Source organism: Enterobacter cloacae complex sp. HYC074_NIDB (assembly GCF_056673345.1).
In genome coordinates, this window is the sequence record NZ_CP114214.1 from 3,957,048 (window position 1) to 3,980,213 (window position 23,166).

Annotated in this window: 18 protein-coding genes and 1 tRNA gene; 7 read left to right on the forward strand and 12 right to left on the reverse strand. The window is 56.5% G+C overall.

Translation table 11 applies throughout. The features are described from left to right. Positions 1-40 precede the first annotated feature (40 nt). From citG to O1724_RS19315, 8 genes are read right to left on the reverse strand one after another with little or no spacing between them, the layout of a single operon-like run. Positions 41-844 (reverse strand): triphosphoribosyl-dephospho-CoA synthase CitG, encoded by an 804-nt coding sequence (citG, locus tag O1724_RS19280; RefSeq protein ID WP_045332870.1) that lies wholly within the window; start codon positions 842-844, stop codon positions 41-43. Then, on the reverse strand, positions 822-1,361 hold the full coding sequence (gene citX, locus O1724_RS19285) for a citrate lyase holo-[acyl-carrier protein] synthase (protein ID WP_023314828.1): 540 nt from the start codon (positions 1,359-1,361) through the stop codon (positions 822-824). The genes citG and citX overlap by 23 nt, the downstream gene beginning before the upstream one ends. After that, complete coding sequence (citF, locus tag O1724_RS19290) at positions 1,358-2,881, reverse strand: citrate lyase subunit alpha (protein WP_023314829.1); 1,524 nt, start codon at positions 2,879-2,881, stop codon at positions 1,358-1,360. The genes citX and citF overlap by 4 nt, the downstream gene beginning before the upstream one ends. Before the next feature lie 10 nt (positions 2,882-2,891). Continuing rightward, on the reverse strand, positions 2,892-3,767 hold the full coding sequence (citE, locus tag O1724_RS19295; RefSeq protein ID WP_003862436.1) for a citrate (pro-3S)-lyase subunit beta: 876 nt from the start codon (positions 3,765-3,767) through the stop codon (positions 2,892-2,894). Next, on the reverse strand, positions 3,764-4,057 hold the full coding sequence (citD, locus tag O1724_RS19300; protein ID WP_126296857.1) for a citrate lyase acyl carrier protein: 294 nt from the start codon (positions 4,055-4,057) through the stop codon (positions 3,764-3,766). Before citD ends, citE begins: the two co-directional genes overlap by 4 nt. A gap of 16 nt (positions 4,058-4,073) precedes the next feature. Beyond that, positions 4,074-5,096 (reverse strand): [citrate (pro-3S)-lyase] ligase, encoded by a 1,023-nt coding sequence (gene citC, locus O1724_RS19305; RefSeq protein ID WP_023314831.1) that lies wholly within the window; start codon positions 5,094-5,096, stop codon positions 4,074-4,076. Positions 5,097-5,109: 13 nt separating this feature from the next. Next, positions 5,110-5,973, reverse strand: coding sequence for a fumarylacetoacetate hydrolase family protein (locus O1724_RS19310; RefSeq protein WP_126296858.1), 864 nt, complete (start codon positions 5,971-5,973; stop codon positions 5,110-5,112). 17 nt (positions 5,974-5,990) lie between these two features. Then, positions 5,991-7,352, reverse strand: coding sequence for a 2-hydroxycarboxylate transporter family protein (locus tag O1724_RS19315; protein WP_022651841.1), 1,362 nt, complete (start codon positions 7,350-7,352; stop codon positions 5,991-5,993). Positions 7,353-7,697: 345 nt separating this feature from the next. On the opposite strand from O1724_RS19315, the gene O1724_RS19320 reads away from it, so the two are divergent. Both O1724_RS19320 and O1724_RS19325 read left to right on the forward strand, forming a co-directional pair. Next, the gene (locus O1724_RS19320) at positions 7,698-9,335 is read left to right on the forward strand and encodes an ATP-binding protein (protein WP_032660305.1); all 1,638 of its coding nucleotides are present in this window, start codon (positions 7,698-7,700) and stop codon (positions 9,333-9,335) included. Beyond that, complete coding sequence (locus tag O1724_RS19325) at positions 9,325-10,017, forward strand: response regulator (protein ID WP_003862448.1); 693 nt, start codon at positions 9,325-9,327, stop codon at positions 10,015-10,017. Before O1724_RS19320 ends, O1724_RS19325 begins: the two co-directional genes overlap by 11 nt. A gap of 99 nt (positions 10,018-10,116) precedes the next feature. On the opposite strand, the gene O1724_RS19330 is transcribed toward O1724_RS19325, so the two are convergent. Continuing rightward, the gene (locus O1724_RS19330; protein ID WP_126296859.1) at positions 10,117-12,252 is read right to left on the reverse strand and encodes an ornithine decarboxylase; all 2,136 of its coding nucleotides are present in this window, start codon (positions 12,250-12,252) and stop codon (positions 10,117-10,119) included. Between the two features lie 181 nt (positions 12,253-12,433). Here O1724_RS19330 and O1724_RS19335 point away from each other — a divergent pair, with 181 nt between their 5' ends. Together O1724_RS19335 and O1724_RS19340 are read left to right on the forward strand one after the other, a co-directional pair. Beyond that, positions 12,434-13,147, forward strand: a complete 714-nt coding sequence (locus O1724_RS19335; protein WP_003862452.1) for a DUF554 domain-containing protein — start codon at positions 12,434-12,436, stop codon at positions 13,145-13,147. A gap of 95 nt (positions 13,148-13,242) precedes the next feature. Continuing rightward, positions 13,243-13,318, forward strand: a tRNA-Phe gene (locus tag O1724_RS19340). A gap of 77 nt (positions 13,319-13,395) precedes the next feature. Here the strand turns inward: O1724_RS19340 and O1724_RS19345 are convergent. Continuing rightward, positions 13,396-15,180, reverse strand: coding sequence for a hybrid sensor histidine kinase/response regulator (locus O1724_RS19345; RefSeq protein ID WP_003862454.1), 1,785 nt, complete (start codon positions 15,178-15,180; stop codon positions 13,396-13,398). Continuing rightward, entirely contained in the window at positions 15,177-15,809 is a 633-nt protein-coding gene (locus O1724_RS19350) for a response regulator transcription factor (protein WP_048242078.1), read from the reverse strand. The genes O1724_RS19345 and O1724_RS19350 overlap by 4 nt, the downstream gene beginning before the upstream one ends. 175 nt (positions 15,810-15,984) lie before the next feature. On the opposite strand from O1724_RS19350, the gene O1724_RS19355 reads away from it, so the two are divergent. Together O1724_RS19355 and O1724_RS19360 are read left to right on the forward strand one after the other, a co-directional pair. Beyond that, on the forward strand, positions 15,985-16,299 hold the full coding sequence (locus O1724_RS19355) for a lipoprotein (RefSeq protein WP_003862457.1): 315 nt from the start codon (positions 15,985-15,987) through the stop codon (positions 16,297-16,299). Between the two features lie 116 nt (positions 16,300-16,415). Further along, complete coding sequence (locus O1724_RS19360; protein ID WP_126296860.1) at positions 16,416-19,463, forward strand: autotransporter family protein; 3,048 nt, start codon at positions 16,416-16,418, stop codon at positions 19,461-19,463. A 61-nt stretch (positions 19,464-19,524) separates the two neighbouring features. On the opposite strand, the gene O1724_RS19365 is transcribed toward O1724_RS19360, so the two are convergent. Next, a complete protein-coding gene (locus O1724_RS19365) occupies positions 19,525-20,052 on the reverse strand; it encodes a helix-turn-helix transcriptional regulator (protein WP_003862459.1) in 528 nt (175 codons plus the stop codon). Between the two features lie 668 nt (positions 20,053-20,720). Here O1724_RS19365 and pgaA point away from each other — a divergent pair. Continuing rightward, positions 20,721-23,159: a poly-beta-1,6 N-acetyl-D-glucosamine export porin PgaA gene (gene pgaA, locus O1724_RS19370; protein ID WP_126296861.1), complete on the forward strand. Its 2,439-nt coding sequence runs from the start codon at positions 20,721-20,723 to the stop codon at positions 23,157-23,159. The last annotated feature ends 7 nt before the right edge of the window (positions 23,160-23,166 follow it).

Sequence of the window (23,166 nt, forward strand, 5' to 3'; positions counted from 1 at the left end):
AACCAGACCGTAGGCCGGGTAAGGCGTAGCCGCCACCCGGCTATTTTATAGCAGACAGCACCCACCCCACCGACAGCAAATCCGCGCTGCCGCCCGGACTCAGGTTTCGTTCAATCAGTGCCTTATCCATCTTAAGCAACGCCTCGCGATCCCAGCCGTTAGCCAGCAGTTCCCGCGCGTAGCCCTGAACATAGCGCAGCCCCTGAATGCCGCCGCGTGACACGAGATTACTGTCCTGATTGACCGCCATCAGGCGCAACAGCAGGTCGTGAAGCAACTGTCCGTTCCACTGCCCCAGCGCCTTACGCACCGTCGCAAAGCCGCTCTCCGCCTCGCCTCGCGCCCCGGTTAAGCCGTAATGCTGAAACTGCCGCTCCCCCGCCGTTGCCTGCCCGCTGCGCCCGGCCAGCTCCCGCGCCACCAGCCCGCGACAGATGTTACTTACCTCACAACAGAGGCTATCCGCAGAGTTATTTTTCACACGACCGGCGGCGAAGCAGAGCAAACCAAGAGCAAAAATACCGCCCTTGTGGGTATTTACCCCGCCCGTGGCGGCGTACATTGCCTGCTCGCAGGCCATTCCCATTGGGCGGAGAATCCGCAACTGCCGATCGGCAGGTTTGGCCGCATGTGCTTCACCCAGTTCCGCAAACCGGGCAAACCACGGCGTAATCGCCATAATGCTGCGGACAAACAAGGCATGGTCCATATCCCGATGCGAGCCGTTATTGAGCCTGTCCACCAGCCCCGGCTTGGGCGTCAGCTCCAGCTCCTGCCACAGCGCCGCTTCGGCAAGCGCAGGCACGTCAACCGGGCGCGGTTTAGTCGCGAGCAAACCAGTCATCGATCATCTTCTCCACGCGGGAAACCACCTGCTCAACGGGATGGTGGCGCGAACGGGAACAGGCGTGGGCGGGCTCGTCGCAAATCAGACAGCGTCTGAGGTGTGAACCCAGCGACTGACGGCCCACGAGGCCGTTTTCAGGGCAGATCACGTCCAGATCCCACAGTCTGCCGAGCGGGTGCGTCTGCTCCAGTTCTGCACAGTGCGCCTTAATTTCCGCCGCCGGATGCGCGACGCACCACAGCGCTTCAGGTCCGGTGGGTAGCCAGAGCACCTGGCGGTCCAGCACCTGCCAGCGGTTTTCCCACAGCAGCTGGTCGCACATCTGTAACGCCACCCCCATGGTGTTGCGGTAGCGCAGGCTGTCTTTGATTTCCCCGGGCGTGACCAGCGTGAGGGAGATCACCGGTTGTTGATAGTGCGTAAGCCAGTCAGCCTGGCGGGCTGCGCGGCGCTCTTTCGCCGCCAGCAGTTCCTCCAGGCTGACACCCGCCCGCACGGGTGTCGCAAAAGTCATACTTCCTCCTTCACCTGTCGCACAGTGTCGATCACGCTGCCGTCGCGGTAGCGGATCACCCCGACGATTTTGTCGGTGAACTCAATCGGTTTCGGTACGCCTGTCAACGAAATCGCTCGCTCATACAGCGCGTTGATATCTACAACCTTCATCCCTGCTTCCATGAGTCGTTCGCGGATCTCCGGGCGCGCCGGGTTGACCGCAATACCGTGGTCGGTGACCAGCACGTCAATGCTCTCCCCCGGCGTGAGGCGAGTGGTAACGCGCTTCACGACGGTCGGGATGCGGCTTCGCAGCAGCGGCGCGACCACAATGGTCAGGTTGGCTGCCGCCGCCACGTCGCAGTGTCCGCCGGATGCGCCACGCATCACGCCGTCGGAGCCGGTGATGACATTGACGTTAAAGTCGACGTCGATTTCCAGGGCGCTGAGGATCACCACGTCGAGCTGGTCGCAGCTTGCCGCCTTGCTGCCGGGGTTGGCGTAGACGTTGGTGGAGATCTCCACGTGGTTCGGGTTGCGCGCCAGCGAGGCCGCCGCCTGGCCGTCAAAGCACTGGGTGTCGAGCAGCTTTTCGATGAGCCCCTTCTCGTGCAGATCCACCAGGCTGCCGGTGATGCCGCCGAGCGCAAAGCGCGCTTTCACGCCGCTGCGCTCCATCTTCTCTTCCATAAAGCGGGTGCAGGCGGTGGCCGCCGCGCCGGAGCCGGTCTGCATCGAGAAGCCCGGTTTGAAGTAGCCGGAGTGTTCAATCACGTCCGCCGCATAGCGGGCAATCATCAGCTCGCGCGGGTTGCTGGTGACGCGCGCTGCGCCGACGCTGATTTTCGCCGGGTCGCCCACGCTCTCCACCTGCACGATGTAGTCCACCTGATCCTGCACCAGGCTGGCGGGCATATTGGGGAACGGCACCAGCGCTTCGGTCAGCAGCACCACCTTACGGGCAAACTGCGCGTCCACCATCGCGTAGCCCAGCGAGCCGCAGCACGATTTGCCGTGCGTGCCGTTGGCGTTGCCAAACTCATCGCTGCACGGCACGCCGAGAAACGCCACGTCGATGTTCAGTTCGCCGTCCTGGAGTAGCTTCACGCGCCCGCCGTGGGAGTGAATTTGTACCGGCTCCTCCATCAGCCCGTGAGAGATGGCATCCGCCAGCCTGCCGCGCATGCCGGAGGTGTAAATCCGGGTGATGACGCCGCTTTCGATATGCTCGATCAGCGCGTCGTTGCAGGTCATCAGCGAGCTGGAAGCCAGGGTCAGATTTTTGAAGCCCATCCGCGCCAGCAGCGCCACGACGGTGTTGATCACCCGGTCGCCTTCGCGAAAGGCGTGGTGGAAGGAGATGGTCATCCCGTCCTGCAAGCCGCAGCGCTTAACCGCCTCTTCAATAGAGGCGCAGAGCTTGCGACTGTGCTTCGCCTCGCTGTCAGCCAGCCACGGCGTCGCGCTGTGGGCGGTATCAAAGGGTTTCAGATCCCGCAGATGGGGGAAATTCATATGGAGAAGTTCTGTCTGATTCATTATGTCATCCTTACCGACGCACGCCGGAGGCCGCCGCGCGCTCCAGCACCACCTGCGCGTGGTTAATAATCGGTGCATCCACCATTTTGCCGTTGAGCGACACCACGCCCAGGCCGTTACGCTCGCCCTCTTCTGCCGCCTCAATCACCCGTTTCGCGTGTTCCACTTCTTCCCGTGTCGGGGCGTAGGCGTTGTGCAGCAGGTCTATCTGGCGCGGGTTAATCAGCGATTTGCCGTTAAAGCCCATCTTGCGGATCAGGTCGACCTCGCGCAGGAACCCGGCTTCATCGTTAACGTCTGACCACACCACGTCGAAGGCGTCGATGCCTGCCGCGCGGGCGGCGTGCAGTACGGCGCAGCGGGCGTAGAACAGCTCGGTGCCGTCGCCGCGCTCGGTCTGCATGTCCATCACGTAGTCAAAGGCGGCCAGCGCAATGCCGATGAGGCGCGGAGAGCTGCGGGCAATCGCCACGGCGTTGATGACGCCAATGGCCGATTCAATCGCCGCCATCACGCGGGTGGAACCCACCTCGCGGCCGCACGCCTGCTCAATGCGCTCGAGGTGGCCTTCCAGCTCGTAGATGTCGTCCGGGGTGTCGGTTTTTGGCAGGCGGATCACGTCCACGCCTGCCCGCACGGCGGCCTCCAGATCCAGCAGGCCAAACGGCGTGCTCAGCGGGTTAATACGCACCACGGTTTCAATATCCTGATACATCGGGTGCTGCAACGCGTGGAACACCAGCATGCGTGCGGTGTCTTTCTCGCGCAGGGCCACGGCGTCCTCAAGGTCAAACATGATGGAGTCGGGGCGGTAGATAAAGGCGGTAGAGAGCATGGCGGCATTGGCGCCCGGCAGGAACAGCATACTGCGGCGGAGTTTGCTCATTTCAGCGCCTCCCAGTTGATGGCCTGTTCATCGGCGGCACGCAGAAGCGCGCTTTGCAGGCGGGCGCGAATAACACAGTCCAGCGCCCCTTTGTCTTCAATAATGATTAATCCCTGGTGCACGTTCATGGCGCGCAATGTGTCGTTGACCACCTGGCGAATCTGCTCGCCAAACTGCTTAATCACTTCGCTGTGGATGACGATCTCCAGCTCACCGTGAGCGGGGGCGATTTTCACCATCAGGTCGCTGGACTCCTGCGTTCCGGCCAGCGCCTCCCTTACAATATTCATGATAAATTCCTGATAGTTATGCGACTTCCGCACTCGCACGATAATGTGCTTCGAGGTGCGCGAAGGTGGAGTCCGGGACAATCTCCCGGATCCGGGAAAACTGCTGTGTCTTGAGTAAACGGCGCACTTCCGAGGCCGAAATGGCGTTGCCGGTGGCCTTGATGCGCGGCATCTCCACCACGTCAATATGCGAGGCCAGCAGGTCGTGCAGCGTCTGGTTGTACTGGCGGGTGATATCGCAGAACGGCTCCGAGCCGATGAAGCGGTGCGTGATGCCCAGCGCCGGGGCGATAAAGTCCCGGAAGATCAGCACGTCGATCTCGCTCCACGCCTGCTGCACTTTGCCGGTCTCCTTCAGGAAGTAGGCCGGAAACGTGGCGCGGGAGATGATGTACTGCGAGCCTTCATGCACCACCACGTTCGGCAGATGCGCCACGCCCGCGCGCACCATCTCAAGGCGCGCGCTGAACGGGAAGAACGAGGCGTCTTCACGCACCACAAACAGATGCAGGGCATCGCACTGCGCCGCCGCCTGCTCCACCAGATGACGGTGGCCGAGGGTGAATGGGTTGGCGTTCATCACAATGGCACCAATTTTTTCCCCGCCCCTTCGCATCCGGCTTAAGGTACGGCAGTAGCGCGCGATCCCCTGCGGGGTGTTCTCCATTAGCACCGCGTTGTTCCCGCTCTGGGCAATCGGCCAGAAACCGCTGCGGCCAAAGCGCTCCTTATTGCACGGACGGGTGCAGAGGAAGAGGTGAAAATGGCCGCGCTCCAGCGCCGCATTTTCCACCTCTGCCAGCAGACGCGCGCTGAGGTTTTCCCCACGAAGCTGCTCGTTGACCGCCACGCATTTGATGACGTTGGCAGCCAGCCCGGCGCAACCCACCAGCTGCGCGCCGGACCAGGCTTCGACAAACAGCGTGATGTCGTTGTCCAGGCCAAGGCCGCTGTCTGCCAGCAGGTAGCGGATCTGGCTTAAGCGTTCCGGGTGTTTCGCCACCAGCGTGTGGCGAAAATCGATGGGTTGCGATTGCATGCTGCTGCCTTACTCAGTGTGCCGCCGCGAGCCCGACGGCTGGCGCTTCCACGATCACGTTGCTCAGATGACCGATATGCTCGATCTCCACCTCAATGCGATCCCCTTCCTTCATAAACAGCGGCGGGTTGCGCTTTTTACCCACGCCGCCAGGTGAGCCGGTAATGATCACGTCGCCAGGACTTAAGCGGGTGAAGGTGCTGATGTACTCGATCAGCTCCGCCACCTTGTGGATCATGCTGCTGGTGTTGTCTTCCTGCACCATGCGGCCGTTCAGCCAGGTGCGGATTGCCAGTTGGTGCGGATCGGGGATCTCATCCGCCGTCGCCATCCACGGGCCGAACGCCCCGGTCTGCCGCCAGTTTTTCCCGGCGGTGAACCAGGTGTGCTGCCAGTCGCGGGCGGAGCCGTCCATGTAACAGCTGTAGCCCGCCACGTGGCGCAGGGCGTCGTCGCGGCTGATGTTCTCCCCGCCTTTGCCGATGATCACCGCCAGCTCGCCTTCGTAGTCGAACTCGCTGGAGTGGCGCGGCTTCAGCACCGGCTCGTTGTGGCCGGTCTGTGAGTCCGGGAAGCGGACAAACAGCGTCGGGGCCGGGTTGTGCTGGTCAAACTCCTTGCGCTTGTCGGCATAGTTCATGCCCACGCAGAGGATTTTTTCCGGCTGTACAATCACCGGTAAGAAGGTGATGGCGTTCAGCGGCACGTCCACCGCGTCGTTCAGGAATCGGGTGGCCTGCGCCAGCCCGTTCCCCTGCAACAGCGCTTTAAGGTCGCCATAGCGTTCGCCGAGGCGGCGGCCTAAATCAATCACGCCGTCGGCCTGAACGATGCCGTAGCTGCGTTTTCCCTGGTATAAAAAGCTTGCGAGTTTCATTGTTCTTTCCTGAAAACTTAAACGAGGAAGTTGCCCAGAATCAGCAGAGAGATGGAGACGTTAATCGCCCCGCCGATACGGGTAGCAATCTGGGCGAACGGCATCAGGCTCATGCGGTTGCCTGCGGTCAGGATCGCCACGTCACCAGTACCGCCCTGGCCGCTCTGGCAGCAGGAGACGATGGCGACATCAATCGGGTGCATACCAATCTTTTTGCCGACGAAGAACCCGGTTGCCACCAGCGCGGAGACGGTGCTGATAATCACCAGCAGGTTGGTCAGCGTGAAGGCGGCCACCAGTTCATGCCATGGGGTGATGGCCACGCCAACGGCAAAGAGAATCGGGTAGGTCACAGAGGTCTGGAAGAATTTGTACACCACCTGGGAACCCTCCAGCAGACGCGGAGAGGCACCGTTGCAGAGCTTCACCAGCACCGCCATAAACAGCATGCCGACCGGCGCAGGCAGGCCGATCAGCTTGTGGCCGAGCATGCCCAGCATGTAGAGCAGCACCGCCAGCAGCGCGCCGGAGGCGATCGTGGTCACGTCCGCCTTGCCGGAGAACGCAGGCTGAGAAACGGTGGCATCGGCATTGGCGCGGTTAGGCATCAGCTGGCCTTCACCGGTCAGGTGCGGGTAGCGTTTCCCGAGCTGGTTGAGGCAACCGGAGATAATGATCGCCGTCAGGCCGCCGAGCATCACCATCGGCAGTACGCGGCCGAGCGCCACGCCCTGATCCATATGCAACAGGGTGGCATAGCCGATAGAGAGCGGGATCGCCCCTTCCCCGACGCCGCCCGCCATGATCGGCAGAATGATAAAGAAGAAGATCTGGAACGGCTCGAGGCCCAGCGCCAGCCCAACACCCATGCCGACAATCATGCCGACGATTTCACCGCACAGCATCGGGAAGAAGATGCGCAGGAAGCCCTGGATCAGCACGGTGCGGTTCATACTCATGATGCTGCCGACGATAATGCAGCAGATATAGAGATAAAGAATGTTGGTGGATTTATAGAACTTAGTGGTGGATTCCACTACTACATCCGGCAGCAGGCCGTAATAGACCAGCGCGGAAGGGATAAAGGTGGCGCAAATTGCCGCCGCGCCGAGCTTGCCGACAATCGGCAGGCGTTTGCCGAATTCACCGCAGGCAAAGCCGAAGAAGGCCAGCGTGGCCACCATGACCACAATGTCGCTCGGTAGTTTTCCGCCCAGGCAATCAATCGCAATCAGCGCGCCCGCCAGAACGAACAGCGGCAGAGGTATAATGCCGATTTTCCAGGTATCCATAATATGCCACCAGCGCTCTTTGAGCGATGGCCGCTGAATATCAATCGGGTCGTGGGTAACAGAGAATGAATCGTCAGTTGTGCTCATAATAAGCCCCTTAGTTATTTTGTGCGTTCAGCTTAGAGTCACAAAGGCTTACTTTATGTGAGGGATGGCATATTAAAAGCGAAGTTTTAATGGACGCTATGGTTTTAATGGTTTCTTTTATTTAATGTGATTTATGCCTTATTTATTGCCGTGGTTTTTATGGTTTCTTTTCTTAACTGAACAAAGAATTAACATTTATTCATTTAACCTTAAGAGGATGAGACTTTTGGAAAAATCTTTTACAGGCTGCGCTGTGCAAGGGATCACAAGTTTTCGGCAAAGCCGGCATCCTGGCCTTAAAAGATGATATATTCAGCCGACCTGTTGATATCTCGCGTGATAGTTATGAAAGTATCGTTTCAGATCAAGCTGTTTATTTCGCTGGTCGCCTTTTTCTCAGTGCTGTTCGCATTACTGGGCGGATATTATTATGTCGATGTCGGCAGGCAGCTTTATCAGGAAATGAGCGCGCGCGCAAAAATACAGGCTGAAGAAATTGCGCTTATTCCAACCCTGCGAAAAGAAGTCGAACAAAAGGATATCCAGGGCATCCATGACTTTATGCAGAAAATAGCCGCCCGCAGCGACGCCAGTTTTATTGTGATTGGTGACAATAAGGGGCTGCATCTTTTCCACTCCGTGTTTGCCGACCGGGTAGGCAAAACGCTGGTTGGCGGAGATAACGACGAGGTATTACACGGCAAAAGCACCATCACCATCCGCAAGGGCGGGTTAGGCATTTCACTGCGCAGCAAAGCGCCCATTTTTAATGATGCCGGGCAGGTGGTGGGGATTGTTTCGGTAGGCTATCTCACAAGCTATCTGGACACCATCACCGTCAGCAAGGTGGTTAATATCCTGATTGCCGCCGTGCTGCTGCTTATCGCCCTGTTTATTTTCTCCTGGTTCTTCACCCGCAGCATCAAGAAGCAGATATTCTCTCTGGAGCCGCGCGAAATCGGCCTGCTGGTGCGCCAGCAAAAGGCAATGATGGAATCCATTTATGAAGGGGTGATTGCCATCGATGACGATCTCCGCATTGAGGTGATCAACCAGGCGGCGCGTAAATTATTAGGCTTACGCCAGCCCGCCCGCGAACTGCGGGGTCAACTCATCAGCCAGGTGATCGCGCCCGTCCCGTTCTTCAACGCGCAAACCATGCTTGCGAAAGACACCCACGATGAGATCTGTCGCTTTAACGATCTCACGGTCATTGCCAGCCGGGTGCGGATAATGCTGGAAGATGCATTGCAGGGCTGGGTGATCACCTTTCGCGATCGCAACGAGATCGACTCGCTCAGCGCCCAGCTCAGCCAGGTGAAGCGCTACGTTGATAACCTGCGCATCATGCGCCATGAACAGCTGAACCGCATGACTACGCTGTCCGGCCTGCTGCATATGGGCCGTTATGACGAGGCAATTCGCTATATACAGGCGCAGTCGGAACACGCTCAGGAGCTGCTGGACTTTATCTCGTCCCGCTTTAGCTCTCCGACGCTGTGTGGTTTGCTGCTTGGAAAGGCCGCCCGCGCGCGTGAAAAAGGCGTTGAGCTGAGTTTCGATCCGGCCTGCCGGGTGGATAAACCGTTCCTGCCGCTGCTCGAATCGGAACTTATCTCGATCATCGGGAACTTGCTGGATAACGCCATTGAAGCGACCCAGCGTGCACCGCTCCCGCATGCCCCGGTGGACGTGCTGATAAAGCTGAACGAGCAGGAACTGATTATTGAAGTCGCCGACCAGGGCGTCGGCATCACACCGGAGATCCGCGACCGGATCTTTGAGCGCGGCATCACCACCAAAACGCGCGGCGATCATGGCATTGGCCTGTATCTGATTGAAAGCTATGTCACACAGGCTCGCGGTGCAATTGAAGTTGCCGATAACACCCCACGCGGTGCCATTTTCTCACTGTTTATTCCCGCCACGGGAACGGCCCGGCACCCCGTACAGGAACTGGAAGATACCGACTATGCAACATGAACTTATCGACGTACTGATTGTTGAAGACGAGAACGAACTGGCGCAACTGCACGCGGAGCTTATCGGTAAACATCCGCGTCTGAGGCTGGTGGGGATTGCCGCGTCGCTGGCCGACGCGCAGGTACAACTGGAGAGCAAACAGCCGAAGCTGATGCTGCTGGATAACTACCTGCCGGACGGCAAAGGCATCACCCTTATCAGCAACCCGATGCTCACCCGCGCCAACTGTTCGGTGATTTTCATCACCGCCGCCAGCGATATGGACACCTGTAGCCAGGCCATTCGTAACGGCGCGTTTGACTATATCCTTAAGCCGGTTTCCTGGAAGCGGCTCAGCCAGTCGCTGGAGCGTTTTGTGCAGTTTGCCGAACAGCAGCGCGTCTGGAAGATTGTCGACCAGCAGAACGTGGATTCACTCTATCAGTTACAGGCGAAAAACTATCGCCTGGACAACGGCAGCAAAGGGATAGAGGAGAACACGCTGGCGCGGGTGCAAATGCTGTTTAACAACAAGGCGGCGCACTGTTTTACGGTGGATGAGGTGGTGAGCGAGACGGGCCTGAGTAAAACCACCACCCGGCGCTATCTGGAACACTGCGTGGAGGTGGGTTTTCTGACGGTGGAGATGCTGTACGGTAAGATTGGACATCCGAGAAGGATGTACAGGCGTAGTGCGACTTAACTCCCCTCACCCCGGCCCTCTCCCCAAAGGGGCGAGGGTGAAAAGACGGCTCCGTGCAATACCCTCTCCCCTTTGGGGAGAGGGTTAGGGTGAGGGTCCCTACTTTAATACGTACCCATACAGCCGCTTGATCCCGTCCGCATCCTTCTCGCTGTAAACGCCCTGCAACTCTGGGGAGAAACCCGGCAGCATATTAATGCCCTCTTCCAGTGCCAGGAAGTAGCGCTGTACTGCTCCACCCCAGACTTCCCCCGGCACCACGCACAGAACGCCCGGCGGGTATGGCAGCGCACCTTCGGCGGCAATGCGTCCTTCGGCGTCACGAATACGCACCAGTTCGACGTTCCCGCGAATGTACTCCTGGTTGGCATCCTGGGGGTTCATCACCACGGCAGGCAGGCTCTCCTGACGGAACATCGCCTTCTGTAAATCCTTCACGTTAAAGCTGACGTAGAGATCGTGCATCTCCTGGCATAGCTGACGGATCGTATAGTCGCGGTAACGCACCGGGTATTTCTGATAGATGGTCGGAAGCACATCCGCGAGCGGTGTGTCGTCTTCAATATGCTGTTCAAACTGCCCCAGCATCGCCACCAGCTGCATCAGCTTCTCCGCGCTCTCGGCTGGCGTCAGCAGGAACAGGATGGAGTTGAGATCGCACTTCTCCGGCACAATGCCGTTCTCGCGCAGGTAGTGGGCGAGAATGGTCGCCGGAATGCCGAAATCGGTATAGTGCCCTGTTTCAGCATCAATGCCCGGCGTGGTCAGCAGCAGCTTGCACGGATCGACGAAATACTGCTCGCGGGCATAGCCTTCAAAACCGTGCCATTTTGCATCCGGTTCAAAACTAAAGAAGCGACGTTCGCTGGCGATGGCCTGCGTGGGGTGATCCTGCCATGGCCGCCCCGCCACCACCGGTGGGATAAACGGTTTGATCATATGGCAGTTAGCGATGATGGCCTTGCGCGCTTCAATGCCCAACTCGACACACTCCGCCCAAAGCCTGCGTCCGCTTTCGCCCTCGTGGATCTTGGCGTTCACGTCCAGCGCCGCAAACAGCGGGTAAAACGGGCTGGTGGAGGCATGCAGCATGAACGCGTTGTTCAGCCGCTTGTGTGGGCAGAAGCGCGACTGACCGCGAATATGGTTATCCTTTTTATGGATCTGCGACGTTTGTGAGAACCCGGCCTGCTGCTTGTGGACCGACTGGGTCACGAAAATTCCCGGATCGTTCTCGTTCAGTTCCAGCAGAAGCGGAGACGTTTCCGCCATCATCGGGATAAATTGCTCGTAGCCGACCCAGGCGGAGTCAAAGAGGATGTAGTCGCAAAGGTGCCCGATCTTGTCGATCACCTGACGGGCGTTGTAGATCGTGCCATCGTAGGTGCCGAGCTGAATGATCGCCAGACGGAACGGGCGCGCCTCGGCGGCTTTCTGCGGCGCGACGTCACGGATCAGTTCCCGCAGCCAGGCCTCATCAAAGCAGTGCTCATCAATCCCGCCGATAAAACCAAACGGATTACGGGCTGCCTCAAGATAGACAGGCGTTGCCCCGGCCTGGATCAGCGCCCCATGATGGTTGGACTTGTGGTTGTTACGATCGAACAGCACCAGATCGCCACGAGTCAGCAGCGCATTGGTCACCACTTTATTGGCCGCCGACGTGCCGTTCAGCACGAAGTAGGTTTTATCCGCGTTGAACACTTTCGCCGCGAACTTTTGCGCGTGCTTGGCAGAACCTTCGTGGATCAGCAAATCACCGAGCTTCACGTCGGCATTGCACATATCGGCACGAAACACGTTTTCACCGAAGAAGTCGTAAAACTGCCGCCCCGCCGGGTGTTTTTTGAAAAAGGCGCCGTGCTGGTGACCCGGACAGGCAAAGGTGCTGTTTCCCATCGCCACATACTGGCTCAGGGTGCCAAAAAAGGGTGGCAGCAGGTTCTCTTCATACCGGCAGGCGGCAGATTCCAGTTCCAGCAATTCCTGTGCTTTACCCGAGATGATCGCCGTGACACCCTCTGGCACCTCTCCTGGCTCTGTTGAGAACATAAATACCGGTAGCTGAAAGCCCGTACGCTTCAGCAACGCGAGAATGCCGCTGTAGCTTTCAACAACCGTAATGACGACTGCCGCCACATCGGTGAAATCAGTGTTATCCAGCATAACCTTTTCGCGATGCGTAGAAACTTTGGATACCAGCTCGCGGCTGACGGCAATTTTCATGGTTTTCATAGGCGCAAATACCCTCACCGAACGGTGAGACAGGAAGGAGAAAATTCGCGCAATCATGTCACCTTTTATTTTCAGGTGCAAGAAGGAATCAGTATGCGTTACGCCTCCCAAAGCTAAGCGTAATCAGGGACGAACATGCCATAATGATGCAATGCCAGTGCTTAAATAACAGGAGTTAAACGTGGTAATTGGACCCTTTATCAATGCGGGAGCCGTATTGCTGGGCGGTGTACTTGGGGCAGTATTAAGCCAGCGGTTGCCGGAGCGTATTCGCGTCTCCATGCCCTCCATTTTTGGCCTGGCGTCGTTAGGGATTGGTATCCTTTTAGTGGTGAAATGCGCCAACTTGCCGGTGATGGTACTGGCGACGCTGCTCGGCGCACTGATCGGCGAATTTTGCTATCTGGAAAAGGGCATCAATCACGCGGTAGGCAAAGCCAAAAATCTGATTGCCCGACCGGGCAAGGCGAAGCACGGCACGCACGAGTCGTTTATTCAGAACTACGTTGCGATCATTATTCTGTTCTGCGCCAGCGGCACGGGGATATTCGGTTCGATGCAGGAAGGGATGACCGGCGATCCCAGCATATTGATTGCGAAAGCGTTTCTGGATTTCTTTACTGCCACCATCTTTGCCACCACCCTCGGCATCGCCGTCGCCGCGATTTGCGTGCCGATGTTGCTTATTCAACTGGCGCTGGCCACCTGCGCCACGCTGATCCTGCCGCTGACAACACCAGCGATGATGGCAGACTTTACCGCCGTCGGCGGCCTGTTGCTGCTGGCGACAGGGCTGCGAATCTGTGGCATTAAGATGTTTGCAGTGGTGAACATGCTCCCTGCCCTCCTGCTCGCGATGCCGCTATCCGCGCTCTGGACGCACTTTTTCGCTTAAGTTTGCGACGAAATGGTGAGAGAGTGTGCAGTCTGCACCGAAAGCAACAAATTTCGTTGACGCCGGAGGGAGGATCGGGTTTAATGCGCCCCGTTGCCCGGATAGCTCAGTCGGTAGAGCAGGGGATTGAAAATCCCCGTGTCCTTGGTTCGATTCCGAGTCCGGGCACCAAATTTCATATTAACGGACCTCCACGGAGGTCCGTTTTTGCATTCTGAGCCCGCCAGAACCATTACTTCTGCATTCCCTTAACGACATCCCAACCACTGCGTCAGCAGCGCATGCAGTTTAGCTGGCTCCAGAGGCTTGCGGAGTACCAGGTACCCCTCCTGCTCCGCCTCCAGCAGAACCGGTGAATTAAATTCGCCGCTAACTATCGCGCCGCTCATATCCGGCAGACGTTCAAAAAGCGCTTTCAGGATATCGAAGCCGCTTTCGCCGGATCGCAGGCGCTGGTCGCACAGCACGGCGAACGGCGTAAAGCCGTCGTCGATTATGGCAAACGCTTCTTCAGCGGAGGCCGCACAGCGTACGTCGATTCCCCAGACGCTCATCAGGCTCTCCCAGGCAGACGTCACCAGCGGGTCGTCATCGACGACCAGGCAGGAACCGTGCAGCGGCGCATAGCGTACCGGCGTGGCGGTGTTATCAGCGGCGGGCGGGGTATCCAGCACGCTATCTTCGCCAGCATATTGGGTAAAGCGCATCCAGAAGCGTGAGCCTTTCCCTTCAATGGATTGCATCCCGTATTTCACCTTCATCAGCTTGGCACAACGGGCAACGACGGCCAGTCCCAGCCCGTGTCCGGCGCTGTCGATCTTCCATGCCAGCTCGGGGCGGTAGTAAGGTGAGAAGATTTTGCCCTTCTCTTCATCGGCGATACCGACTCCCGTGTCCCACACCTCCACCATACACTCGTCACCGCGCGGTCGGATGGCGACCAGCACCCCGCCCTGGAGCGTGTAGCGAAGGGCGTTTTGAATCAGGTTGATCAGGGACTGTCGCACCAGTAGCGGATCGCCCATCACGTAGATATGGCGTTTAGGCCGCCGGATGCACAGCCTAAGCGCGCGGCTGTTGGCCTCTTCACGAAACAGCGTGATGACCGAGTCGAGCAGAGCACCGATATCCACTTTGGTCGGGGCAGAGAGGACATTCCCGGATTCTATTTTGCTGAGATCGAGCAGAGAGTTGAGCATTAAATGTACCGAGCGAACGCTCTGCTGAAGGTCAAGAAGCTGTGGCGTCAGGCTGCCGTCCCGGTTTCGGTGGAGGATAGCTTCGATCAGAAAGCCCATAGCATGCACAGGCTGGCGCAGATCGTGGCTGGCGGTGGTCAGAAACTGGTTTTTATCCAGCAGTGCCTGCTCCGCGTCCTCTTTGGCCTGACGAAACTGTTCCGCCAGCCGTGAGCTTTTTTCCTCAAGCAGTGCCTGCTGAATAAAGAACGCATGGGAAGTTAACGCATGGCGGTAAATTGCGAAGCCGTAAAGCAGATTCAGCATGAGCACGATGAACATCAACTCATCCAGCCGCCAGATAATACCGAGGTTCAGCACCCCCCAGGAGGCGAAGAAAAAACGCGTGAAGGTACTGATGACAGGCGTCAGATGTGTCGCATTGGCGGCGACGATGGCGGCGATGCTGATATTAAGTAACAGGAAAAAGTCAAAATTCTGCGTCTGTGGCGTAATTAAATAGAGTGAAGAAATTCCCAGCCCGTGAATAAAGGCAATATTATTAATACGCGGAAGCCAGCGTCGCAGGACGTCCCTCTCACCGTTTTCTTTCGCTTCACGCTGATAGCATCGGTGCAATAGTCGTATCGCCACGGCACATAGCAGATAAATAATTATCCAGATAATCGTTGGGCCGAGGTCGTCCCCAAGCATATAAATCCAGATGGCGAAAGGAATACCCACAAAGGGCACAGCACTAAAGCTAAATACCAGCCGCAGAAAGGTGTTGTTTAGCAAACGGATCTGCGCCGGAGCAGAGATACCATCATTTTGTAAGCTCTGGAAAAACCTCATTCCGACGGATCCTGCTTGCCATGCAGAAGCGTGATGGCTTCAACCCGGCTGTTAACGCCTATCTTTTTCAATATATTGCTGATGTGTTCTTTGACCGTGGGCTCAGAAATTGAAAGCTGTGCGGCGATTCGTTTATTCGGCAGGCCGCGCATAATCATATTTAACACGTCTATTTGTCGCGGCGTTAAGTTAAATTTACTTAACTTCTCATTATTGGCCTTAACGGAAATTTCGTTTCCCTCAGGAAACCAGGTCTGATTATCAGTGAGTGCGAAAACGGCCCGCGAGAACATCTCAGGTGGCTCGCTTTTCAATACAAAACCGTGTCCCCCGGCGGCATTAACTTTGCGCCAGATATCATTATTGTCATCCCCGCTGACCACCAGGAGTCGTACCTGTGGGTAAAGTTGTTTTACTTCTTTGAGTAATTTCAGGGCCGTTCCGGAAGAGAGCCAAAAATCGATTACCAGCAAACGTGGCGGGCCATGATCTCTAATTTGTCGGTAGCAATCATCCTCATTCGTCACCACACACGCCTGTTTAAACTGGCAATGTGTAATCAGAAAATTGGCGATGCCGCTTGCTACCAATGGATGGTCATCAACGACTAACGCATAATTCTGTCCCAAAGGAGCCTCCTTTTACCTTCGCATATCTTAGAGTACAGATGAATTATTATCTACCCACCCTACTTTAGGAGGGTTTTTTCGATTAGGAAAGAGAAATATATTATTCGCTGATTTGGGTAAAAGAAAACATAAATACAATCAGTGAAATTAACTGGTTGGATATCAAGGATAATTTATGAAAAAACCACTAATCGTTTTAACCGTTACGTTGATGTTAGCCGGTTGTTCCACGTTGAAAACCGATCAGGCTATTCCACTCCTCCAGGCGGAGACCGCTAAAATGCTGGGACTGGGCTCATCGGATGAAATAACTGTGACCAACGTTAATGGCGCCCAGCCGGACGCACTGGGAGGACAAAAACTCTCTTATCGCGCCACGACAGAAAAAGGGCGTATTTTCGATTGTTCATCGATGATGATGCCGGGAATTTTAGGATCCGCACCGACGCTGAGCGCGCCAACCTGTACACCTGTTGTCACACATAAATAATTAACGCCGCATCAAAAGGCGTACATAAATAACGCCTTTTACATTATCTGGCGTATCTGAGTTTTCATAAAAAAACGATGTTCCTGACATCATGCTAATGTGTACGGAGATAGCCCGTGAATAACTCTACATCGCATTCTTTAGCGGTTAAGACACCGCTTTCCAGACTTTACCTCGCTCTATTTTCCGCGCCGCTGTTACTGTTTTTACCTGCCGATATCGCGCGTGCAGCCGATGCCTTTTTTGATGGCGACTCGCGTATTACCGAAACGCTGGGTTACACCGGTGATGTTTATGTTGGACGTAATCAACGCGGAAATCTGTTGATCGATAATGGCAAAATCACCGCCTATAACATCAATATCGGTCGGCTGTTCGACGGCAAAATTTATGAAAGCGTGGTCACGGTCCGTGGGCCAGACGCTGAGCTTAACGCGGTGAACGATCGGTACGTCCTGCGCGGCGACCTGAATCTTGGCCTCGGCACCCTGCGAGTCGAAGAGGGCGCGCTGGCGAGTGCAAAGGAGATTGTTGTCGGCACCACCCGCGGCTACGACAGCCACCTTATCGCCACGGGTGCTGGCTCTCGTGTGACCAGTAATTTTCTCAGCGTAGGCACCGATCTGGGCGCACGCTCCACGCTTGCGATTGAAGACGGCGCTGCGCTCAATACCGCTTACGATGCACGCATCGGCAACGGTACCGGACCGGGTGAAACCGACACGCTGAGCCCGAAAGCCACCGTCACTGGGAGCGGCTCACAGTGGAACGTTGGCCGTACGTTGACGCTTTATGGCGACCTGGACGTGCTGAACGGCGGAACGGTTAACGTTGGCGGCGTGCAGGTGGCAGGCGTCTCCGGGGCAGGGAAAACCGCCGAGCTGGTTATTGCGGGCGAGGACTCACGCTTTACCAGCGGCAGCAGCGTGAGCGTGGGCGATTACGGCAATGGCGTGCTGTCTGTGATTGACGGCGGTTCATTTTCCGCTGGCAGCAATGCGCTGATCGTGGGGACATCGGGTTCCGGCTCGAACCGGGGTGCGCTCATCATCGGCAGCCGCGGCAATATGGACACCGGCACGGGTTTAACTGAGCCAACGCTTGGCACGGCGGGCGGCGCAGGTACCCTCGATGCGAAGACGGCAATAAGCCTGCGTGGCGGACTGTTCGGCAGCTATGTCTACTTCAACCATACCGACGGAAATTACATCTTCAGCAACACGATGAGCGGTGAAGGTGATGTGATCAACACCTCCGGGCAGACGACGCTGAACGGCGATCTTTCCGCACTCAAGGCGAACGTCACCGCGCGGGGCGGTAAAGTCATTATTGCCAGCAATATTAATACCCAACCAGAAGACGATATTTTTGACGTCCAGACGCTTAGCGCGGAGAACGGCGGCACGCTGATCCTCAATGCGACGGCGGGTTCAGACGTCAGCAACGGGGTGGGTTACAGCAGCGCCGCGTCAATCAAGTCCGGCGGCACGCTGGGCGGCAACGGGACGCTGGGCCAGACCGAGATCCTGTCCGGCGGACATATCTCGCCCGGCGACGGCACTATCGGTACGTTGACGCTGAAACGCTATCTGAACTTTATCGGCGAATCCTTCTATGACGTCGATATCGCAGGAGATGGCCGCAGCGACCAGCTACTGGTATCGGGCAAAACCACCATCAGCAATCAGGCTAAGGTACAGGTCACCGCGCTGGATCCGCAAACCAGCTATAAAACGGGCCAAAGCTACCGCATTTTGACCTCCGACGGGGGAATTGACGGTGAGTTCGCCGGCGCGATCTCCAAATCCGCCTTCCTCGACGTGGCGCTTAAGCAAAGCACCAACGCCGTCGATCTGACCATCGCGCAGAAAGAGACCGGAGGCGAAAACCCTGGCGGTGAGAATCCTGGTGGTGAAAACCCCGGAGGCGAAAACCCGGGCGGTGAGAATCCTAGCGGTGAAAACCCCGGAGGTGAAAATCCTGGCGGTGAGAATCCTGGTGGTGAAAACCCCGGAGGTGAAAACCCGGGCAGCGGCAAGCCGGGCATTTTCCAGACCGTGGCCCAAAGCAGCAACCAGTGGAATACCGCTGGCGCGCTCTCCACGCTGACGCAAAGCGGCCAGTCTCTGGCGCTGTATAACTCGCTGCTTCTGCTAAGCGCGCCGGAAGCGCGCGAGGCGTTCAACCAGCTTTCTGGTGAAGTTTATCCGTCAATGCAGTCCAACCTGATCGCTGGCAGCACGCAGGTGTTTAACGTGTTAAACCAGCGCATGCAGCGCGCGTTTGATAACGACAGCCTGCCGATACCACCGTTAGCGATGTCGCTGGTGCAGCAGCCGGAGCCGCAAAACAATGGCGTCTGGGGCCAGACCTTCAGCTCCTGGAGCCGAAACAGCGGCGACGGTAACGTGGGCAAGCTGGACGGCAACACCACCGGCTTCCTGCTGGGGGCAGATCGCAAGCTGGCGGACCATAACGTGCGTGTCGGCGGCTACTTCGGCTACAGCCGGGGTGATTACGACGTCGACAGCCGTCGCTCCTCAACGGATACCGACAACTATCACCTTGGCCTGTATGCGGCGGGTCAACAGGATGCGTTCTCCCTTCGCGGCGCGCTGGGGTACACCTGGCACAAGATTGAAGGCGAGCGCAATGTTGATTTCAGCGGTTTCTCGGATCGGCTGAAGTCAGATTACGACGCCAACTCCCTGCTGGCGTTCACCGAAGCGGGCTACCGTTTCGGCCAGCCAGACAGGAATATTGAGCCGTTCGTCAATTTATCGTACATCCGGCTACATACCGACAGCTTCAGGGAAGACGGCGGTGCCGCTGCGCTGAGCGTCCGTAACGAAACGATGAACACCTTCTACACGACACTCGGGTTGCGCGGTGTGACCGAGCTGCCGAAGCACGTTAACCTCTACGGTTCATTGGGCTGGCAGCACGCCTATGGCGATAAGAATACCTCTTCGCGCATGGCGTTTGCGGGCAGCGACGCGTTCATTACTCAGGGACAGGCCGTGGATGAGGATGTGATGGTCGGTGATATCGGCGTGAGCGTACAGCTGTCGCGTGCTGCGACGCTGGATGTGGGTTACCAGGGACAATATGGTGCGGATACCCGCGTCAACTCGGTTAACGCCAATCTGCGCTGGTCGTTCTGAATTATTTCCATTAAAAGAACCCGCCCTCGTGGCGGGTTACTGCTTTTGGCTTCTGACGAAGCTAGGGATCGTTCCCAACCGCGTCCAGCAGTTTGTTTTTAAAGATAAACAAACACGCCTCGTTGAAATTCCCTGCCCCTAACCGCTCCGACAGCACCGTTCGCTTGCGATAGAGGCTTTTAACCGACATATTCAGCTTATCTGCAATCTCTTCCATTGACCTCCCTGCCTTCAGCAACCGGATCATTATCGCTTCGTGTCGACTCAGCCGTAAGTTAAGCAGCCATTTGGTTGTCAGACGCCTGCCTTTCATATCAAGCACCAGATTGAATAACGACGCCATATCCGGAGCCGTAAGCGACGTGTTCATAAACAGCTTCATACTGAGAAGATCCTCCTCTCGAGGACGCATATCCAGCATAACGCAGCAGATCGTTTTTCTCGTTCTGGCCGGATGGCGTATCAGGTAATCATATAAACGGAGCGGCGTACGGCTATCAATCAGTACAGTATATTCATTTGCGTCGGTATCAAATATGTTTCTGTCTATCGAACTGAGGCAAATTATATCCGGGAAAAATAGCCGCATCCCCCTGACAAGGAAACAATCCTGAGTCACTAACACTATTGAAGTCGCCACTAACCATCCCTTTTAGATTAAAGCAAGCCCGCCTCTTAAGAAACAAGAACGCTTTCGTTTATAGCGCTTTACATTAACGGCAAATGTTTTCTGGCTTTGATCATCCCTCAATATGACATTGGTGAGCTAGACTTTTTGCAGACTATCACTCAATGCCTGGCGTTAATTATAAATAAAAAAGAATTTCAGAAAAGTCACTTCTCTGAACATTAAGAATTTTTGTCATGAAACTTCCCAAACATGCACCAGAAAGTACTTTAATTAACTCAGAAGAACTTCATTTTGAATATAACAAAACAGGAAGCAGAGAAAGAAAAATCATTTAATATCAATCAACTAAAAACACCAACCCTGCACTGAATTATCTAAAAAACTTACTTCTCCCAGAATTATCTCAAAACCTCCCAGCCGCTTTTCAACTTATTTATCCCCCAACACATCGGGTGTACATTAAGCCCAATCAGACCACTGAGATGAGGGCTCATAATTACCTTTAAGTAAGTACCCCATAACGTAGCATCATTCAGATTTAATGTTCTCCTTTATGCCCTTTAACGCAGAGTTAAAAGGCGGCCGTGTTATGCAATGGATTCACAATAAACAAATGGCAAATAGATATGGAAAGATCGCTTAGCTTCACTACGTTATTCTTTTATCGCACCACAATATTATTGTTCCTGCTTTTACTCTTTCCTGTTCTGGTTCAGGCTGATGAATCCGTTTATGAGCATCAGATACAACAGGCACGTAACGGTAATTACGCTCTGTTTCTTGATTACCTACAGCGCTATGAGCAACAACATGCTTTAACACCCGGACAGGTTGCGGACTGGTTACAGGTAGCCTCCTGGGCAGGACGCGATGACGAAGTTATCCGGGTCTGGCAGCGTTATGGTATTTATATGCCGCTTCCCGCTCGCGCCATCGCTGCCGTCGCCCAGTCCAGAAGAAACCAAAAAGCCTGGCCATCCGCCTTATCGCTGTGGAAAGAGGCGCTCAGCCTTGCGCCGGATAACGACGATTACCGCATCGGCTATGTGAAGACTCTGGCCGATGCCCGCAAAGATCGCCTCGCGCTTTCGGAAGCCCGGCAGCTGGTTAAAGACAATCCTTCTCCCGCGCACCTTGAGACACTCTCCTATGTCTGGATGCGCCAGGGAAAAAACAGGGATCGGCTGCTGGCTGACATGCGCGCGCTGAGCGCCGCGCCAGGGAATGAGGCCCTTCTTCGCGAGACGATCGATGCGCTAACGGATAACCGGGTAAGCACGCCCGCACTCTGGCTGTCACAAAACGCGGCGCTCTCTCCTGCGGAGCGCCGCCGCCTTGAGCGTAACGCCGCGGCTGAACGGGTACGCCTGGCGGATGTGCCTGGCAGAACGGAGAAAGAGCGCCTGCGGCTGGCACAAAACGCATTAGATCGCTATCACGCCCTGCTTTCCCGCTGGCAAAACGACCCGCAGGCGGCTGAAGACGTCATCCTTGCCCGTATCGATCGGCTTGGCGCCCTGTATGCGCAGGGTAATTACCGGCAGGTCATTAGCGAATATGAGTCGCTGACGGCCGCACAGCATCCGGTGCCGGACTGGGCCATCGGCTGGGTGATCTCTGCATATTTGCAGGAGAAAAACACCGTTGCCGCCTTCTCGCTTGTGCAACGCTATCCACACTACGCCTCCGATCCGCAGGATGAGGAGCATGCGCTTTTCTACGCCTGGCTGGATACGGGGCAATATCAGGCCGCCCGCCGCTACGTTGAGCGCGAGACCCGCAGCGTTCCCTGGACCCGCTACGATTTCGGGTCCCCCACCGCCCAGCCAAACGATCGGTGGCTTACCGGGCAGTCACTCAAATTTAACTATTTGCTGGCAACCAACGCCCTGCCGGAGGCCGAAAAGCTGTCGTATCGTCTGGCGTCAACGGCGCCGGGAAATCAGGGATTACAGATTGATTATGCCGCCCTGCTTCAGGCCAGAGGCCTGCCGCGCGCGGCCGAGCAAAAGCTTAAACGAGCAGAGGCGCTCGAACCCACGAATCTGGAGCTTGAAAAACAGCAGGCTTACGTCGCAATGGACCTTCAGGAGTGGCGCCAGATGGATTTACTGGCTAATAACGTAATTGCTCGCGCCCCCGCCGATCGCAGCGCCCGTCGCCTGGACAGACTCAGAATGGTCCACCATATGTCTGAGCTGCGTCTGAACGCGGCTAAAGGATTGCACTCAGATAACCCCGTCAGCGGTAGCCACGACATGAACTGGGACGCCACGCTCTATGGCCCGCCCGTGGCGGATAACTGGCGGCTGTTTGCCGGCACCCGCTATGCCCAGGGGAATTTCGACGAAGGTAAAGGCATCAGCCGCCACCTGTTGGGCGGCGTTGAGTGGCGCCCCCGTGACCTCACGCTCGAAGCCGAGCTCTCCGGCAACCACTATCACGGCAAAAACAGGCCGGGCGCACGGCTCTCAACAACTTACAGCCTGAGTGATAACTGGCAGGTCAGTGGTAACCTCGAGCGCTTGTCACGCGCCACACCCTTACGGGCATTACGCAATGGGATTAGCGCCAACCGGGGTGAAGGTGGGGTGCGCTGGTATCAAAACGAGCGACGTGAATACCAGTTCAACGCCGCAATCAGCCGCTTCTCAGACCACAACCGCCGTCAGGAATACACCCTCTCTGGGAAAGAGCGTCTCTGGCAGACCCCGGCCCTGACGCTGGAGCTCGAACCGGGGATCGCCACCAGTAAAAACAGCCTGCGGAATACGCTCTATTACAACCCGGCACGGGATCTGTCCGTGACGGCTGCCCTGTCCGTTGACCATGAGATGTACCGCCACTACGACACTCTCTGGAGCCAGCAGTTCGTGGCAGGCGGGGGCAGCTACTGGCAGAAAAATCAGTCACCTGGCGCCGTTACCCTGCTGGGTTACGGGCAACGCATCCAGTGGAACAACGTTGTCGATACTGGCGTGATGCTGAACTGGGATAAGCGCCCTTACGACGGCAAACGCGAGAGCAATCTCTCCGTCACGTTAGATGCGACTTTACGCTTTTAAGGATGAA